Origin of the sequence: Pseudomonas sp. BP01 (assembly GCF_022760795.1) — a bacterium.
GTDB classification, from domain to species: domain Bacteria; phylum Pseudomonadota; class Gammaproteobacteria; order Pseudomonadales; family Pseudomonadaceae; genus Aquipseudomonas; species Aquipseudomonas putida_Q.
Window position 1 is genome coordinate 172,424 of record NZ_JAFBKA010000006.1, and the last position, 16,692, is coordinate 189,115.

General features: G+C 63.3%; 13 protein-coding genes. 3 read left to right on the forward strand and 10 right to left on the reverse strand.

Annotation, left to right across the window (positions count from 1 at the left end):
* Positions 1-48: 48 nt before the first annotated feature.
* Positions 49-1,377, reverse strand: coding sequence for a CDP-diacylglycerol--serine O-phosphatidyltransferase (pssA, locus tag JOY50_RS07950; RefSeq protein ID WP_243055036.1), 1,329 nt, complete (start codon positions 1,375-1,377; stop codon positions 49-51).
* A 180-nt stretch (positions 1,378-1,557) separates the two neighbouring features.
* On the opposite strand from pssA, the gene JOY50_RS07955 reads away from it, so the two are divergent.
* Complete coding sequence (locus JOY50_RS07955; protein WP_132841040.1) at positions 1,558-2,565, forward strand: GlxA family transcriptional regulator; 1,008 nt, start codon at positions 1,558-1,560, stop codon at positions 2,563-2,565.
* Between the two features lie 129 nt (positions 2,566-2,694).
* On the opposite strand, the gene JOY50_RS07960 is transcribed toward JOY50_RS07955, so the two are convergent.
* From JOY50_RS07960 to katG, 3 genes are all read right to left on the reverse strand, one after another.
* Positions 2,695-4,029, reverse strand: coding sequence for an MFS transporter (locus JOY50_RS07960; RefSeq protein ID WP_132841042.1), 1,335 nt, complete (start codon positions 4,027-4,029; stop codon positions 2,695-2,697).
* 180 nt (positions 4,030-4,209) lie between these two features.
* Positions 4,210-5,421 (reverse strand): M24 family metallopeptidase, encoded by a 1,212-nt coding sequence (locus tag JOY50_RS07965; RefSeq protein WP_132841045.1) that lies wholly within the window; start codon positions 5,419-5,421, stop codon positions 4,210-4,212.
* Positions 5,422-5,677: 256 nt separating this feature from the next.
* The gene (katG, locus tag JOY50_RS07970; RefSeq protein WP_132841047.1) at positions 5,678-7,933 is read right to left on the reverse strand and encodes a catalase/peroxidase HPI; all 2,256 of its coding nucleotides are present in this window, start codon (positions 7,931-7,933) and stop codon (positions 5,678-5,680) included.
* 310 nt (positions 7,934-8,243) lie between these two features.
* Between katG and JOY50_RS07975 the strand changes: the two genes are divergently transcribed.
* Positions 8,244-9,146 (forward strand): LysR family transcriptional regulator, encoded by a 903-nt coding sequence (locus tag JOY50_RS07975; RefSeq protein WP_028613150.1) that lies wholly within the window; start codon positions 8,244-8,246, stop codon positions 9,144-9,146.
* Between the two features lie 8 nt (positions 9,147-9,154).
* Here the strand turns inward: JOY50_RS07975 and JOY50_RS07980 are convergent, their stop codons facing one another.
* Positions 9,155-10,033, reverse strand: coding sequence for a DMT family transporter (locus JOY50_RS07980; protein ID WP_028613151.1), 879 nt, complete (start codon positions 10,031-10,033; stop codon positions 9,155-9,157).
* Between the two features lie 247 nt (positions 10,034-10,280).
* On the opposite strand from JOY50_RS07980, the gene JOY50_RS07985 reads away from it, so the two are divergent.
* Positions 10,281-11,105 (forward strand): aldo/keto reductase, encoded by an 825-nt coding sequence (locus JOY50_RS07985; RefSeq protein WP_132841050.1) that lies wholly within the window; start codon positions 10,281-10,283, stop codon positions 11,103-11,105.
* Between the two features lie 173 nt (positions 11,106-11,278).
* Here the strand turns inward: JOY50_RS07985 and JOY50_RS07990 are convergent, their stop codons facing one another.
* The 5 genes from JOY50_RS07990 to JOY50_RS08010 all read right to left on the reverse strand — a co-directional run bounded on the left by JOY50_RS07990 (position 11,279) and on the right by JOY50_RS08010 (position 16,587).
* Positions 11,279-13,375: a bifunctional diguanylate cyclase/phosphodiesterase gene (locus JOY50_RS07990; RefSeq protein WP_243055037.1), complete on the reverse strand. Its 2,097-nt coding sequence runs from the start codon at positions 13,373-13,375 to the stop codon at positions 11,279-11,281.
* 163 nt (positions 13,376-13,538) lie between these two features.
* On the reverse strand, positions 13,539-14,033 hold the full coding sequence (locus JOY50_RS07995) for a GNAT family N-acetyltransferase (RefSeq protein ID WP_243055038.1): 495 nt from the start codon (positions 14,031-14,033) through the stop codon (positions 13,539-13,541).
* Positions 14,034-14,174: 141 nt separating this feature from the next.
* A complete protein-coding gene (gene catA / locus JOY50_RS08000; RefSeq protein ID WP_243055039.1) occupies positions 14,175-15,110 on the reverse strand; it encodes a catechol 1,2-dioxygenase in 936 nt (311 codons plus the stop codon).
* Positions 15,111-15,153: 43 nt separating this feature from the next.
* The gene (catC, locus tag JOY50_RS08005; protein WP_132841065.1) at positions 15,154-15,444 is read right to left on the reverse strand and encodes a muconolactone Delta-isomerase; all 291 of its coding nucleotides are present in this window, start codon (positions 15,442-15,444) and stop codon (positions 15,154-15,156) included.
* A 21-nt stretch (positions 15,445-15,465) separates the two neighbouring features.
* A complete protein-coding gene (locus JOY50_RS08010; protein WP_138736794.1) occupies positions 15,466-16,587 on the reverse strand; it encodes a muconate cycloisomerase family protein in 1,122 nt (373 codons plus the stop codon).
* Between the last annotated feature and the right edge of the window lie 105 nt (positions 16,588-16,692).

A 16,692-nucleotide genomic window follows, 5' to 3' on the forward strand; every position in this document is an offset into this window, starting at 1 on the left:
CGACGCCGCTCCCCCCAAAAAACGCACAGCATCGCCTGGTGCAATGCCTCAGAGCACGCGCTTGATCAACGGCTCCAACCGGCTGAAACGCAAGCGCCGCAGCAACTTGCGGACTTCCTTGGGATGTTCTGCCTTCACCCCCAGCGCCTCTGCCGAGCCAATCTTCGGCGCATGCCGGCGTAGCTCGTTCAATTCCGCTTCCCGTGGCCCCAGCCATTGCCCTTGCGGGTCATCGATAAGCAGGCCGTTCTCCAGGTCCAGGTTGAACCCGCGCGGGTTCAGGTTGTTGCCGGTCAGCAACGAATAGCGCTGGTCGACCCACACACCCTTGGCATGGAAGGTATGCCCGGGATCGTTCCATATCCGCACCTGCAACTGGCCGCTGGCAATCGCGGCATGGCGGCGCCGGGCGAAGGCACGCAGATTGTCTTCGTACAGATAAGGCAAGGCGCCACTGGCACTGAACGGCTCACCGGGGGCGATATAGAAGTCGTTAGCCGTGCGGTCACCGACGATCAGCTCAACGTGCACACCACGCTCCAGCGCATGGTCAAGCTCGCGCATCACCACCCGCGGTGGGTTGAAATACGGCGTACTGATGATGAGTTGCGTGCGCGCCGTCGCCAACAGGGCGCACATTGCCCGGTTCAACGGGTTGCCACGGCCCACGCCCAGCAGCGGAATCACCCGCAACCCCTGCCCTGCCACGCTGGCTGGTGCCTCGTAGGCCATGCGCCGCAACCGCGCTCGCAAGCGCCGGATATCGCCGCGCAGGCTGCGGGTGGCAGGTTGTGCAGGCAAGTCGAGGCGTGGTGTGGCGGTGTGGTGCAACAGGCGCTGTACCAGGTCGACCATGGCGTCGGCAAGCCCCGGCGACTGGAACAGGTGGTAGCGGTCCAGGCGATAGCGGTCGAAGCGGTGCAGGTAGACGTTGTTCAGGCTGGCGCCGGTGTAGATCACGCAGTCGTCGATGATGCTGCCCTTGAGGTGCAACACGCCGAACAGCTCGCGGGTCTGCACTGGCACCCCGTGAATGACGATATCCAGCCCGCGCAACTGGCGTTGGGCCTGATACCAGGCGGCGTTGCCCGGCTGGCGCCCGCCCCCCAGCAGACCACGGCGAGCACGAAACCAGTCGACCACGATGGTGATTTCCAGGCCTGGCCGCTCGGCCTTGACCTGGTACAAGGCATCCAGCACTTCCTGGCCGGCCTCGTCTTCCTGCAGGTACAGTGCGACGATGACGATGCGCCGGGTCGCGGTGCGGATGCGCTCGAGCAGGCAGGCGCGGTATGCCTTGGCATCGGGCAGCACCTGGATCGACTCGGGCGATATGGCGTAGCCTGGCAATGCCGCCAGCATGGATTCGGGGTTCACGAACGATCACCTTCTCTGTGCAATCACTGTCGGCCCTGCCAGCCGGCGGGGCCATTCCTGGCCGCTGCGGCGGGGGTGTAAGATCGACCCGGCAACGACCTATAACAACAAGAACCACGCGAGGCTGTATTTCTCTCTGCCCCTGACGAACTCTGCCTCAGCTTGCACAGGAACAGCGCAATGGTCCACCCCGCTTCTACAAACCTGTCGCCGTCTATTGTAAAGAGTTGTTCCGTAAAGACCTTCGGCTTTCTGATTTTGCCCAACTTCACCACCATCGGCCTGGCCTCGGCGGTGGAAACACTGCGCATGGCCAACCTGGCCGCGCGCAAGCCACTGTTTCGCAGCGTGCTGATTGCCGCGGACGAGGCGCCCGTGGTCGCCAGCAACAGCATGCGGGTACTGCCCGACTACAGCATCGCCAACGCGCCCGAGCTGGATGCGCTGCTGGTGGTCGGCGCCAACCCGATCGACCGTGGCCGTAGCAGCCGCCCGCTGATCGACTGGTTGCGCAAGCTGGCCCGCCAGCACCTGCCATTGGGCGGTATCTGCACCGGTAGCTACCTGCTGGCCAAGGCCGAGCTGCTCAAAGGCTACCGCTGCACCATCCATTGGGAAGACCTGCCGACATTGCAGGCGCACTTCCCTGGCATTGTCATTTCCAGCCAGCTGTTCGAACTGGACCGCGACCGTTATACCTGCTCGGGCGGTGTGGCAGCCATGGACATGATGCTGCAACTGGTGGCACGCGAACCTGGGGGCCAGGACATTGCGGCCAAGGCGGCGGAGCTGTTGCTGTGCGACCGGGTGCGGGGCGAGCGCGAGCGCCAACGGGTACCGCTGCGCACCCTGCTTGGCAGCGCCCAGCCCAAGCTGAGCCAAGTGGTGGCGATCATGGAGGCCAACCTGGAAGAACCACTGGGGCTGGAGGAGCTTGCCAGCCTCAACGAGGTGACCGTGCGCCAGCTGGAGAGGCTGTTCCACAAGTACCTGCAGCGCACGCCCAGCCAGTATTACCTGGAGCTGCGGCTGTCGCGGGCCCGGGAGTTGCTGCTGCGCAGTGATGTGCAGGTGCGCGAGGTGGCGCTGGCCTGCGGGTTCAGTTCGCCGGCGCATTTTTCCAAGAGTTACAGCCGGTTCTTTGGCTTGTCGCCGCTGGGGGAGCGGCGGCAAGCCTCTTTGCACTGATCCAGATATTGCAATAGTTTTGCCGGCCTCTTCGCGGGTAAACCCGCTCCCACAGGGATTGCACAATGCTCAGGCCTTTGAGGCCCCTGTGGGAGCGGGTTCACCCGCGAAGGGGCCAGTGCAGGCTTTTCAATCTTCCAGGGCCGAGTGCGCCGTTTCTCGGCACATCAGCATGGCCACCAGTGCCACCAGTGCTGCCGCCAGCAAATACCCCGCCGGCGCCAGCTTGCTGCCAGTCACCTGGATCAGCCAGGTGGCAATGAACGGTGCAGTCCCGCCAAACAGCGCGTTGGCCACATTGAAGCTCAGGGCAAACCCACTGAAGCGCACCCGGGTCGGGAAAATCTCGGCCAGCAGGCACGGCAAGGTCCCGTCGTTCATCGCCAGTATCGCCCCGAAGCAAATCTGGATCGCCAGGATGACCAGCAGCGGTTGCCCGTCAAGCAGGCGGAACAACGGCACAGTCAGCCCCAGGAACAACAGCGAAGCCACCACCAGCATGGTCTTGCGGCCAAACCGGTCGGACAGCCGCCCCATCAGGAAGATCAAGCCGATGTAGGTGGCCAGCGATACTGTCGAGGCAATGAATGAATCCCGCTCGCTCAGGCCCATCTCACTGGACAAGTAGGTCGGCATATAGCTGAGCAGCAGGTAGAACGCCACCGCGTTCAGGCAGGTAACGCCAATGCCGATGGCCAGGCTGCGCCGGTGCTGGCCCAGTAGCTCACGCAGGGGCGTCGGGGCCATCCCGGCCTTGTGTTCCAGGCGCTGCTCCATTTCCAGAAACTTGGGCGTGTCCTGCAGGCTCATGCGGATATAGCGCCCCACCAGGCCGAACGGCGCCGCCAGCAGGAACGGCAGGCGCCAGCCCCATTCATGCAGGGCTTCGCTGCTGAGCAGTTCGTGCAGCACCGCCACAAACGCCGCACCAAACAGCAACCCCGCTGCCGTGCTGGCCGGCACGATGCTGGTGTACAGGCCACGACGGCCGGGCGGCGCATATTCGGCCAGGAACGCCGCAGCACCGGCGTACTCGCCCGAGGCAGAAAAACCCTGCACCAGGCGGATCAGCAACAGCAGCGCTGGCGCCCACAAACCGATTTGCGCATACCCAGGCAGCAGGCCGATGCAGAAGGTCGATACCGACATGATCAGGATCGACCACGACAGTGCGTTGCGCCGGCCATGGCGGTCGCCAAAGTGCCCCCAGACGATGCCGCCTAGCGGGCGTACCAGGAACGACAGGGCAAACACCGCGAAGGTTGCCAGCAAGCCGGTGGTCTTGTCGGTTTGCGGGAAGAAGGTGGCGGCGATGATGGTGGCCAGGTAGCCGTAGGCGGCATAGTCGAACCACTCGACAAAGTTGCCCATGAAACTGGCCCGGGCGGCCTTGCGCAGGGCCTGCCGTTCGGCATTGTGTGTGGGCCCGGCGACGGCGGATGGGTCAAGTGTGGTGCTGGACATGACGGGTACCCTCTGATTCTTTTAATTGGAGGCAGGGTCTGGTGGTCATACAGTGATATTTTTGTTGTCCGGGCTGGCCTCATCGCCGGCAAGCCAGCTCCCACAGGGACTGCACAGGCATTGCGTGCTATGCAGAATCTGTGGGAGCTGGCTTGCCGGCGATGAGGCCAGCTCCGGTCTTTATTTGCGAATGATGTTGTGCTCCGGCCCATACGGGAACTTGGTAATGTTCTCGGCGCCGTTGTCGTTGACGATCAGAATGTCATGCTCGCGATACCCGCCCGCCCCCGGCCGCCCTTCGGGCAGCATGATCATCGGTTCGATCGACACCACCATGCCAGGCTCCAGCACTGTGTCGATGTCTTCGCGCAGCTCCAGCCCCGCTTCGCGGCCGTAGTAGTGGCTCAAGGTGCCGAACGAATGCCCATAACCGAAAGTACGGTACTGAAGCAGGTCGTGGCGCAGGAAAATTTCGTTCAGTTCACGGGCGATGTCGCTGCAGCGCATGCCCGGGCGTACCAGTTTCAACCCGGCCTCGTGCACTTCAACGTTGGCCTGCCACAGGCGCAGGTACTCATCCGGGCAGTGATCGAGGAACAGCGTGCGCTCCAGCGCGGTGTAGTAGCCGGCGATCATCGGGAAGCAGTTGAGGCTGAGGATTTCACCCTTGCCCACGCGGCGGCTGGTTACCGGGTTATGCGCGCCATCGGTGTTGAGCCCGGACTGGAACCAGGTCCAGGTGTCCATCAGCTCCGCATCGGGGAAGCGCCTGGCAATTTCCCGGACCATCGCCTGGGTGGCATGCAGCGCCACCTCATACTCAGGCACCTGTTCGCGCAGCGCCTCTACCACCGCCGTACCGCCGATGTCGGCCACCTGCGCACCGTGGCGGATCAGCGCCTGCTCCTCGGCCGACTTGATCATGCGCATGCGCATGCACGGCGCGCCAATGTCCAGCAACTCGGCTTTGGGGTAGCAGGCGGCCAACTTGGCATGGTTCTGCAGGTTGAGGTGGTCGTGTTCGACGCCGATGCGCGAGGCCAGCGGCAGCGCCTGCTGAATGGCAACGAAGTAGTTGTCGCGTTGCCAGTCGGTGTAGACGATGTTGTCAGTACCGACCGTACGCCGCCAGGGCTGCCCGCCATCGATGTTGGCGCTGATCGAGACAACCTTGTCCTGGGTGATCACCAGCGCATACGGGCGGCCGAACGAGCAGTACAGGAAGTCGCTGTAGTAATTGACGTTGTGGTACGAAGTGAAGATCGCCGCCTCGATGTCATGCTCGGCCATGTAGGCCCGCAGACGGGCGTGGCGGGCCGCATATTCCTGCGCCGAAAAGGTCGGCTGCACCTTCTCGCCATTGCGGATTTTCAGGGTCTTGGGCATTTGCATGGTCGGGGTTCCTTGTCGTTGTAAGCACGCTGTTCAGGCTGGCTGCCTGAGAAGCATTGCAACAGAACCGACGACGACGCTTTTGTATCTATCCGACCTGGAATTGGCGGGATCACCAGGGCCAAGGGGGCTGCTCTGCAGCCCATTCGCGGGCTTGCCCGCTCCCACAGGATTTTCACCGCCCTGAAAGGCTGCGCTGTACCTGTGGGAGCGGGCAAGCCCGCGAATGGGGCGCAACGCGCCCCCCGCAACACCGTTACTTCAGGTCAAAACGATCCAGCTCCATGACCTTCTGCCAGGCTGCGACAAAGTCCCGCACGAACTTGTCGCCCCCATCACTGCTCCCATACACCTCGCTCAACGCCCGCAACTGGGCATGCGAACCAAACACCAGGTCGACCCGGCTAGCGCTCCATTTAACCTGCCCGGTCTTGCGGTCGCGGCCTTCGAAGGTTTCGTTGTCTGCCGAAGTCGGCTTCCATTCCACACCCATGTCCAGCAGGTTGCGGAAGAAGTCGTTGCTCAAGGTACCGGGCTTGTCCGTGAACACACCCTGCTTGCTGCCGCCATGATTGGCGCCCAGCACACGCAGGCCGCCGATCAGCACGGTCAGCTCCGGGGCAGTCAGGGTCAGCAACTGGGCCTTGTCCAGCAACAGCTTCTCGGCCTTGACGCTGTAACGAGCCTTGGTGAAATTGCGGAAGCCATCGGCCAACGGCTCCAGCACGGCAAACGACTCGACGTCGGTCTGCGCCTGGGAGGCATCGACGCGACCCGGGCGGAACCCGACGCTGCCACTGTAACCGGCATCCCTGGCAGCTTTTTCAACTGCAGCGGTACCGGCCAGTACGATCAGGTCGGCCAGGGAGACCTTCTTGCCACCATTATTGAACTCGCCCTGAATTTGCTCCAGAGCCGTCAGCACCCTGTCTACCCCCTGATTGGCAGCCCAGTCCTTCTGGGGTACCAGGCGCAAGCGGGCGCCATTGGCACCTCCGCGCTTGTCCGAGCCACGGAAGGTTGACGCCGATGCCCAGGCGGTGGAGACCAGATCGCCCACACTCAAGCCCGAGGCCAGGACCTTGGCTTTGAGGGCAGCAATGTCTTGCTCGCTGATCGTGGAGGGGTCGGCCTTGGGCAACGGGTCCTGCCACAGCAACTCTTCATTGGGCATTTCCGGGCCCAGGTAGCGCGCCAGCGGGCCCATGTCGCGGTGGATCAGCTTGTACCAGGCACGGGAGAAGGCATCCGCCAGCTGATCAGGGTTGTCCTTGAAGCGACGGGCGATCGGCTCGTAGATCGGGTCGAAGCGCAGCGCCAGGTCAGAGGTAAGCATCGACGGTGCGTGTTTTTTACCCGGATCGTGGGCATCTGGCACCGTGCCTGCGCCTTTACCCTCTTTCGGCCGCCACTGGTGCGCACCGGCCGGGCTTTTGGTCAGCTCCCACTCAAAGTTGAACAGGTTGTTCAGGTATTCGTTGCTCCACTTCGTCGGGGTGGAAGTCCAGGTCACTTCCAGGCCGCTGGTGATGGTATCCCCCCCTTTGCCGGTACCAAACTTGTTGGGCCAGCCCAGGCCCTGCAACTCCAGGCCTGCCGCTTCCGGTTCGGGGCCGACGTTGTCGGCGGGCCCGGCGCCGTGGGTCTTGCCGAAGGCGTGGCCGCCGGCGATCAGCGCCACGGTTTCTTCATCGTTCATGGCCATGCGGCCAAAGGTTTCACGGATGTCCCTGCCCGACGCCACCGGGTCGGGGTTACCTTCCGGGCCTTCCGGGTTGACGTAGATCAGGCCCATCTGCACGGCGGCCAGCGGGTTTTCCAGGTTACGCTCGGCCGACAGGTCGCGATTCTGCTCTTCACCATGCTTGGCCGGCTCGGCCACCAGGTCACCCTGCCCGGGCGGCTGCGCCTTGACCTGATCATTGCCGTAGCGAGTATCGCCGCCCAGCCAGACCTTTTCCGAACCCCAATACACATCTTCGTCCGGCTCCCACACATCGGCGCGCCCGCCAGAGAAACCGAAAGTCTTGAAGCCCATGGATTCTAGGGCAACGTTACCCGTGAGCACGATCAGGTCGGCCCAGGAAATCTTGTTGCCGTATTTCTGCTTGATCGGCCACAGCAGGCGCCGGGCCTTGTCCAGGCTGACGTTGTCCGGCCAGCTGTTCAGAGGGGCGAAACGTTGCTGGCCAGAGCCCGCGCCACCGCGGCCATCGCCTATGCGGTAGGTGCCGGCGCTGTGCCAGGCCATACGGATGAACAGCGGGCCGTAGTGGCCGAAGTCGGCGGGCCACCAGTCCTGCGAGTCGGTCATCAGGGCAGTCAGGTCGTTCTTCAGGGCCTGGAAGTCGAGGCTTTTGAACGCCTTGGCATAATCGAAGTCCGGATCGGGGCTGGATTTCGACGAATGCTGGTGAAGAATACGAAGGTTGAGCTGGTCAGGCCACCAGTCACGGTTGGTGGTGCCGCCACCTGCGGTTTGATGGAACGGGCATTTCGATTCGTTCGACATCTGCGGGTACCTTTGGGTCGGTTATCCAGATTTCCGGTCTATGCCAGGTGTTCTTTCAGCCGAGCGTGTGGGGCTCGTGCTACCCCTCATCAGGTCTACACGGGGCCACGGGAAAGACTAGACGAGCTTGGGCAGAGTTCTAATAGAGTGGCTGTTAGGGGGTAATAGGCTGGCTCTGTCAGAATGGCTTGTGCAGTACCTGTGGGAGCGGGTTCACCCGCGAAGAGGCCGGCACATTCATACAAGGCAAGCAGGCCTGCGGCGTGCTTCAATACACCGCCAAGCCCTCTATTCCCGGAACCTGAGCCCAATGAACCGCAACGACCTGCGCCGCGTCGACATGAACCTGCTGGTGCTGTTCGAAGCCCTGATGATCGAACGCAACCTGACCCGCGTCGGTGAAAAGCTGTTCATCACCCAGTCCACCGTCAGCGCCGCCCTCGCCCGCTTGCGCGAGCTGTTCGATGACCCATTGCTGATCCGCAGCGGCCGGGCCATGGAACCCACGCCAAGGGCCCTGCAGATTTTCGCCGAACTGGCGCCTGCGATGGACGTGATTTCCGCCGCCATCAGCCGCGCCCGCGAATTCGACCCGGCCAGCAGCTGCAATGTGTTCCGCCTGGGGCTGTCGGACGATGCCGAGTTCGGCCTGTTCCCGGCCCTGCTGCAGGCCCTGCGCGAAGAGGCCCCGGATATCAGTGTGGTGGTGCGGCGGGCCAACTTCCTGCTGATGCCTGGCCTGCTGGCCAGCGGCGAAATTTCGGTGGGTGTGAGCTACACCACCGACCTGCCGGCCACGGCCAAGCGCCGCAAGCTGCGCGACATCGGCGTGCGCGTGCTGCGCGCCGACGACCGGCCCGGCCCGCTGACCCTCGACGAATACTGCGCGCGCCCGCATGTGATGGTGTCGTTCTCCGGCGACATGAGCGGCAACATCGACCTGGACCTGGCGCGCATCGGCCGCTGCCGCAAGGTGGTGCTGGCGGTGCCGCAGTTCGGCAGCCTGCGCGCCCTGCTGCGCAACACCGAGCTGATCGCAACGGTGCCGGACTACGCCGCCTGCGCCCTGGCCGACGACGGCAGCCTGCGCGCCGACCCGGCGCCGTTCGACATCACCGAGGCCGAGCTGTCTATGGTCTGGAGCGGCGCCCAGGACAACGACCCGGCCGAGCGCTGGCTACGCGAACGCATCCTGCAGTTCATGGCCCGGTAGGTAATCACTCACTTCTTGCGCTGCATCCACGCCGCGCCCAGTCCACTGAGGCAGATCACCGAAATCCCAACCAGGCTCAGGGTGTCCGGCACCTGGCTATAGAATACAAGCCCAAGCAACCCGGCAAACACGATCTGGCAGTAGCTGAACGGTGCCAGCAACGCCGGTGCCGCATGGCGGAAGGCCTGGGTCAGCAGCAGGTGAGCCGTCATGCCAAAGCCCCCCAGGGCCAGCATCAGCAGGGCATGGTCCCAACGCGGCACCTCCCAGAAGAACGGCACCAGTGCACTCATTGCCAGGGTGTTGCACAGCCCTGCATAGAAGTTGCTGGTGGTCGGGCTGTCATGTGCAGCCAGAATGCGCGTCAGCAACTGATAAAAGCAGAAGCCCAACGCCGAACCGAACGGATACAGAATGGCCGGGGTAAACATCGCCCCACCTGGGTGCACCACCACCAGCACGCCGATGAAACCCAGCACTACGGCCACCCACTGCCCCACCGTCACCCGCTCTTTGAGCAGCGGAGCAGACAGCGCGGTAACCAGCACCGGGGCAAGGAAGTTGACCGCAGTCGCCTCAGCCAGCGGCAGATACTGAAGGCCGCTGGTGAACAGCAGGCTGGTGCTCAGCAGGCTCAAGGCCCGCAAGGTCTGCAGTACTGGCCGGCGGGTGCGCAATACGTTGAGGCCAGACTTGGGCAGGAAAATACCGGCCATCAGCAGCGTATGCACGACATAACGCGCCCACACCACCATCACAATCGGGTAAATGCCGCCGAGGAATTTGGACAGGGCATCGTGGCTGGCGAACAGGAACGTCGCCCCCACCACCAGCGCGATACCGCGCAAGGGTTGGTTGACGCCGGACAGCGGTGTGCTGGAACTCATGGCTCTCTCGATGACGGCACGGCGGCATGCCACGCCCAGGGAAGGCCGCGCAGGGGTGCCCTGGCGGATACAACAGCTCGAATTCTAGAAGAGATACCGCAGGATAAGGAAGTTCATTTGCCGCGTGCCCACGCTGGTGGAAAATTCTGTTCGCTGATCGACCACTTTGTGGCATGAACGCATGGCCCGTGCCTCGCTGATCACCGACCATCGGGTGCGAACCCTGCACACCCTACAAGGAATTTACATGCAAAGGCTCACCACCCGTAACGGTCTGGCCCTGCCTGCAATCGGCCTGGGCACCTGGCCGATGACCGGCACCGAATGCACCCAGGCCGTGCACCAGGCGCTGGACGTGGGTTACCGGCACATCGACACCGCCACTGCCTACGAAAACGAAGCAGCCGTAGGCCAGGCCCTGCGCGACAGCGACGTACCACGCGAGCAGATCCACCTCACCACCAAGGTGTGGTGGGACCGCCTGGAGCCCAAGGCCATGCGCCAGTCGCTGGAAGACAGCCTGCGCGCCCTGGGCACCGAGCAGGTCGACCTGTTCCACATTCACTGGCCCGGCAAGAATTGGGACCTGGCACGCAGCATCGACACCCTGATAGCGCTGCGTGACGAGGGCAAGACGCGCCACATCGGCGTGGCCAACTTCCCGCTGGGGCTGCTGCGCCAGGTGGTGGAAACCCTGGGCGCGCCGTTGTCGGCGATCCAGGTGGAATACCACGTGCTGCTCGGCCAGCAACCGCTGCTGGACTACGCCCGCCATCATGACCTGTTGCTCACCGCCTACACCCCGCTGGCCCGCGGCCAGGCGGCGGCGCAGCCGGTGATCCAGGCGATTGCCCGCAAGCACGGCGTGCTGCCCAGCCAGGTGGCGCTGAAGTGGTTGCTGGACCAGGACGGTGTGGCGGCGATCCCAAAGGCCAGTAGCCGCGAGAACCAGCTGGCCAACCTGGCAGCGTTGAACGTGGAACTGGACGACGAGGATCGCGCGGCGATTGCCCAATTGCCGAAAGATCAGCGGGTGGTAAGCCCACCGTTTGCGCCAGACTGGAATAGCTGAAATTCGTAAGCGCGACACGGACCTTGTGGGAGCGGGCGTGCCCGCGAAGAAACCAACTCGGTGGCTGGCACCGGCTGCGCCGGTGTTCGCGGGCATGCCCGCTCCCACAAGGATTGCACAAGCTCTTAAAATTTGAGCAGGACAATTACCCCCACAATGGGCCGCGTAAGCCGTCAGCCTGGCGTAATCACCTGCTTCAACCGCTCACTCGCCGGTGCCGGCCGCCCGTACAGGTAGCCCTGGAAATGCGAGCACCCTTCCGCCGCCAGCCGGCGCATCTGCTCTTCCGACTCCACCCCCTCGGCCGTGGTCTTGATCATCAGGCTGTTGGACAGGTCGGTAATGGCGCGGATGATCGACATCGCCTCACGGCTTTCGCACATGTCATGCACAAACGACTTGTCGATCTTGATCCGGTCGAACGGGAACGACCGCAGGTAGCCGAGCGATGAATACCCGGTGCCGAAATCGTCCAGCGAAATGGACACGCCCAGGTCCTTCAGCGCGCGCAAGGTGCGCACGTTTTCTTCACTGTTACCCAGCAGCACCGACTCGGTTATTTCCAGCTCCAGGCGCTGCGCCGGCAGGCCCGAATCGGCCAGGGCCAAGGCCACAACCTGCACCAGGTTGGCATTCTTGAACTGCACCGGCGACAGGTTCACCGACACCGTCTGCTCGCTGTCCCAGCTCGCCGCCTCCTGGCAGGCCAGGTTCAAGGCCCGGGTGCCCAGCTCGTGAATCAACCCGGTTTCCTCGGCAATGGGGATGAAGTCCATGGGCATCACCATGCCACGGCTCGGGTGCTCCCAGCGCAGCAACGCCTCGTAGCCGGTGATGCAATGGGTCTGCTGGTCGACCACCGGCTGGTAGTGCAGTTGCAACTGGCCCAGGTGCAGCGCAGTACGCAGGTCGGTTTCCACCAGGCGGCGCTGGCGGGCTGCAACGTCCAGTTCTACCTCGAAGCACTCGTAGCGGTTTCGCCCGTTGCGCTTGGCCTCGTACAGCGCCATGTCGGCATAGCCGAGCAACTGCTCGGCCTGGTCATTGTCATCGGGGGCAATGGCAACGCCGATGCTCACCCCCACCGTGAACTGGTGGCCTTCGATCTGGAACGGCGGGCAAATGGCATTGATCAGGCGCTGCGCGGTGTTGCACGCGGCATCGCGGCCATCCAGCCCGGTCAGTACCACAGCAAACTCGTCACCGCCCAGGCGGGCCAGGGTGTCGTGCTCGCGAAGCTCACGGCGCAGGCGCTTGCCCAGCTCGCGCAGCAGCTTGTCGCCGAAGGCATGGCCCAAGGAATCGTTGATGTTCTTGAAGTTGTCCAGGTCCAGGCACAGCGCAGCGGTCAGCTTTGCGTTCTCGCTGCCACGCACCAGCGCCTGGCGCAGGCGTTCGTTGAAGAGCGTGCGGTTGGGCAGCCCGGTGAGCGCGTCATGGTGCGCCATGTGGTGGATCTGCGCGTGGGCGGCCAGTTCCTCGGTGGCATCTTCGGCGACAAACAGCACGTAGTCGGCCTGGCCTTCGCAGTTCTGGCTGAGCAAGGTACGGCTGCGCAGGGTCCGTGGACCACGGGCGGTGTCGACCCGGGTCTCGGCAGCATGGCCCTTGGTGTTGCGAGCACCCCGCGCCAGTTGTTGTTCAAGGTAGTCGGCAGCGGCCGGACTCAGGCATTCGCCAGGCAGTTGGCCGATCATGCTGCGCTCTGGACCGCCGAACAGGCGCTCGGCCTGCTGGTTGGCCAACAGGATGCGCTGGCTTTCGAGGTCCTGGACGATGACGCTGGCGGGGATATTGGCAATTACCGAATCCAGGAACTGCGACAGCTTGGCCATTTCCTGGCTGTACTGCTCGGCCAGTTCCTTGGCCTGCAGCAGCTCCACCTCCTGGCGGCGGCGTTCGGAAATGTCGCGGGTAACCTTGGCAAAACCCACCAGCTGCCCGGCATCGTCGTACACCGCATCGATTACTACATGGGCGTGGAAGGCCGAGCCGTCCTTGCGAAGGCGCGAACCGACCTCTTCAAAGCGCCCGGTGCTGCGCGCCTGCTCCAGGTTATGCACGGGCAGCCCGGCGGCGCGCTCGGCATCGGTGTAGAACAATGAGTAATGCTGGCCGACAATTTCCTCGGCGTGGTACCCCTTGGCACGCTGAGCGCCGGGGTTCCAGTTGGCGACGACTCCTTCGGGGGTGAGCATGTAGATGGCATAGTCCACCACACTCTGAATCAATAGCCGGTACATGATGTCGGGGCTTGCGACTAACGACATGAACTTTACCTGAACCTTCGAAGCGCATGAAAAGGGACCCCGGCAAGAGATGGCCGGGTTTTTGAAAGCATTGATGGCATTATGCCGCTCATGACGATTTTGTGAAGTAGCTCACAAAAATGTCGCTATTCCTCTTCAAGGACGAACGAAGGCTGGCAAACCCTCAATGGCGGGCGCCGCTCACCAGGAAACTGAGCAGGTCCGGTTCATCAGCCAGGGCAATGGCCTGCGCCGGGCGCGACAGGTTCGCCAGTACGGCCTTGCAGAACGCCACGGCCGGGGCATCTTGTGCGTAGCACCGCAGCAACCAGTCGCCCTCGCCGCCCAGCAGCTGCAACGCCACGGCCTGGCCGATGCCCTGGCGGCGGTACTTTTTCAGGATGAACAGGTCAGCCAGTTCCAGCGCGTCGATGCCCGGCAGTTCGCTGCGTTCCACCAGTACGAAGCCGGCGATGAAGCCGTCCGCCAGCACCAGGTAAGCGCCCCAGCCCTCGTCCTGCCAGTAGCGTTGCAGGTGCTCGTCATGGATATAGAAGCGGCCGTCCACTTCGACGTCCTCCTGCTCCCAGTCGGAGGACTCGTAGGAATAGAACTGGTAGAGGTTGCGGATAAGTGGGGCCTGGTCAGCGGTGGTTGGCAGCAGCGCGATGGGCAGCATGGGCGGGGCTCAGGCAAAAGGTCGATTCTAGATCACCGGCCCGGCAGCAAAAAGCCCAGGCCCTCCCCGCACGGAAAGGCCCAGGCAAAAACACAGCGAAAAATGGTCAGCATTGTGGGGGCGCTACGCGCCCCAACGGTTTCAGCCTTCCTGCAACGCACGCGGCCGGTGGCTGCGTGCCTCGGCCTCCACCGCCGTGGCCCCCTGCAGGTGGAAGTCGAACGCCAGTTCGGCAAAACGCTCGCCTTGCACGCCGCGGTCACGCGCCGCCGCAGCATCCTCGACAAAGCGCAGCTCGCCGATCAGCCCGTCACGGGTGGCGTAGGCAAAGTCGTCCCACAGGTACTTGTCACCCTCGAAGTTGATCTGCGTGGTCAGGTGGCGGTGGCCGGGTGCCGAGATGAAGAAGTGCACGTGCGCCGGTCGCTGGCCATGACGGCCGAGCAGGTCCAGGCATTCCTGGGTCGGGCCCTGCGGGTCGCAGCCATACCCCGATGGCACGATGGAACGCGCACGGTAGCGCCCCTCGGCATCGGTGATGATACGGCGGCGCAGGTTGTACTCGGACTGGGTCGAGTCGAAGTACGAATAAGTACCTTGAGTGTTGGCGTGCCAGAGGTCGACGGTGGCGCCGGCCAGCGGCTTGCCTTCGGCGTCGAACACCTGGCCTTTCAGGAACATCACCACCCCTGGGTCGGTGCCGTCGTCCATACGCGCTTCGCCTTGTACCAGCGGCGCCCCGGCGACGTACAGTGGGCCTTCGATGGTCCGTGGGGTGCCGCCGCTCAGGCCGGCCTCGGCATCCTTGGCGTCCTGCAGCAGGTCGAGGAAGTGCTCGATGCCCAGACCTGCGGCCAGCAGGCCAGCTTCGTTACGGCCACCCAGGCGGTTGAGATAATCAATGGCGTGCCAGAACTCGTCTTCGGTGATTTCCAGGTCTTCGATCAGGCGCGCGGTGTCCTGCAGCACACGCAGGATGATCTGCTTGAAGCGCGGGTTGCCTTCGGCGTGGTCCAGGCCAGCCACTTTGTTGAAGAAGGCTTGAATGTCGGCAGTGTGGGAAATTTTCACGGTCATCGTGCGTACCTCATATTGTTCTTGTCAGGCAGACAGGTGCGTATCAGCGGTCGTCGCTGTGGATCGACGAGGGATGCCGGCACAGGCCGTCGACCTCGATGTCCATGTACGGGAACAACGGCAGTTGCATCAGTGTGTCGTGCAGCGCTTCGACGCTGGGCACATCGAACACGCTGTAGTTGGCGTAGTGCCCGGCAATGCGCCACAGGTGGCGCCAGGTCCCTTCACGTTGCAGGCGCTCGGCCAGTTCCTTTTCATCGGCCTTGAGCTGAGTGGCCTTGGCCGGGTCCATGTCCACCGGCAGTTTCACGGTCATCTTCACGTGGAACAGCATGATTATCTCCTTGTTGGCTGATCAGCGACGGGCGAAGCGCGCCAGGCGCTGTTCGTCCAGGGTCAGGCCCAGGCCTGGGGTACGGGGAATGTGCAGCTGGAAGTCGCGGTATTGCGGCGGCTCGTTGACGATTTCTTCGGTCAGCAGCAGCGGGCCGAACAGCTCGGTGCCCCAGGTGAGCTGGCGCAGGGTAAGGAAGGCATGGGCCGAGGCCAGGGTGCCGATAGAGCCTTCGAGCATTGTGCCGCCGTACAGGCCGATACCGGCGGCCTCGGCAATTTGCGCAGTGCGCAGCACGGCGCGCGGGCCACCGTTCTTGGCAATTTTCAGAGCAAAGATGCTGGCCGCGCCGTCGGCGGCCAAGCTGAAAGCGTCCTCGACGCTTTCGATCGACTCATCGGCCATGATCGGTGCTGGGCTGCGCTGGTTCAGGCGCACCTGGCCACCCCGGTTGATGCGCGAAATCGGTTGCTCGATCAGGTCGATACCGTTGTCGCCAAGCACCTGGCAAGCGCGGATGGCCTGGGACTCGTCCCAGTACTGGTTGACGTCCACCCGCACGCTGGCGCTGTCGCCCAGTTCACGTTTTATCGTCACCACATGCTTGATGTCCTGCTCCACCGGGTTGGCGCCAATCTTCAGCTTGAACACACGGTGACGGCGGATTTCCAGCATGTGCTGGGCTTCGGCGATATCCCGGGCGGTGTCGCCGCTGGCCAGGGTCCAGGCCACTTCGAGGCTGTCGCGCACACGGCCCCCCAGCAGCTCGCTCACCGGCAGGCCCAGGCGTTTGCCTTGGGCGTCGAGCAAGGCGCTTTCAATACCCGACTTGGCAAAGGTGTTTCCCTTGGCCAGCTTGTCCAGCTTGAGCATGGCGGCGTTGATGTTGTCCGCCGCCAGGCCGATCAGCGCCGGGGCCAGGTGCGCGTCGATGTTGGCCTTGATGCCTTCAGGGCTTTCATAGCCATAGGCCAGGCCACCAATGGTCGTGGCCTCACCGATCCCTTCCACGCCATCGCTGCAACGCACCCGCAATACCACCAGGGTCTGCTGCTGCATGGTGTGCATTGCCAGCTTGTGCGGGCGAATGGTCGGCAGGTCGACGATAATTGCATCAATACGTTCAATCAGCGCGCTTGTCATTGTTGCCAGGTCCCGTCAGGTCGGGCTGCCAGTTGCAGGCCCGAATGGTGCATTTACTTGATTGATCAAGGATTGCGCGAGACCCTGATGACCGTCCAATATCAA

Coding starts and splice junctions, on each gene's coding strand:
- JOY50_RS07955 (WP_132841040.1), top strand. CDS start 1,558: ATGGTCCACCCCGCTTCTACAAACCTGTCGCCGTCTATTGTAAAGAGT.
- JOY50_RS07960 (WP_132841042.1), bottom strand. CDS start 4,029: ATGTCCAGCACCACACTTGACCCATCCGCCGTCGCCGGGCCCACACAC.
- JOY50_RS07965 (WP_132841045.1), bottom strand. CDS start 5,421: ATGCAAATGCCCAAGACCCTGAAAATCCGCAATGGCGAGAAGGTGCAG.
- katG (WP_132841047.1), bottom strand. CDS start 7,933: ATGTCGAACGAATCGAAATGCCCGTTCCATCAAACCGCAGGTGGCGGC.
- JOY50_RS07975 (WP_028613150.1), top strand. CDS start 8,244: ATGAACCGCAACGACCTGCGCCGCGTCGACATGAACCTGCTGGTGCTG.
- JOY50_RS07980 (WP_028613151.1), bottom strand. CDS start 10,033: ATGAGTTCCAGCACACCGCTGTCCGGCGTCAACCAACCCTTGCGCGGT.
- JOY50_RS07985 (WP_132841050.1), top strand. CDS start 10,281: ATGCAAAGGCTCACCACCCGTAACGGTCTGGCCCTGCCTGCAATCGGC.
- JOY50_RS07990 (WP_243055037.1), bottom strand. CDS start 13,375: ATGTCGTTAGTCGCAAGCCCCGACATCATGTACCGGCTATTGATTCAG.
- JOY50_RS07995 (WP_243055038.1), bottom strand. CDS start 14,033: ATGCTGCCCATCGCGCTGCTGCCAACCACCGCTGACCAGGCCCCACTT.
- catA (WP_243055039.1), bottom strand. CDS start 15,110: ATGACCGTGAAAATTTCCCACACTGCCGACATTCAAGCCTTCTTCAAC.
- catC (WP_132841065.1), bottom strand. CDS start 15,444: ATGCTGTTCCACGTGAAGATGACCGTGAAACTGCCGGTGGACATGGAC.
- JOY50_RS08010 (WP_138736794.1), bottom strand. CDS start 16,587: ATGACAAGCGCGCTGATTGAACGTATTGATGCAATTATCGTCGACCTG.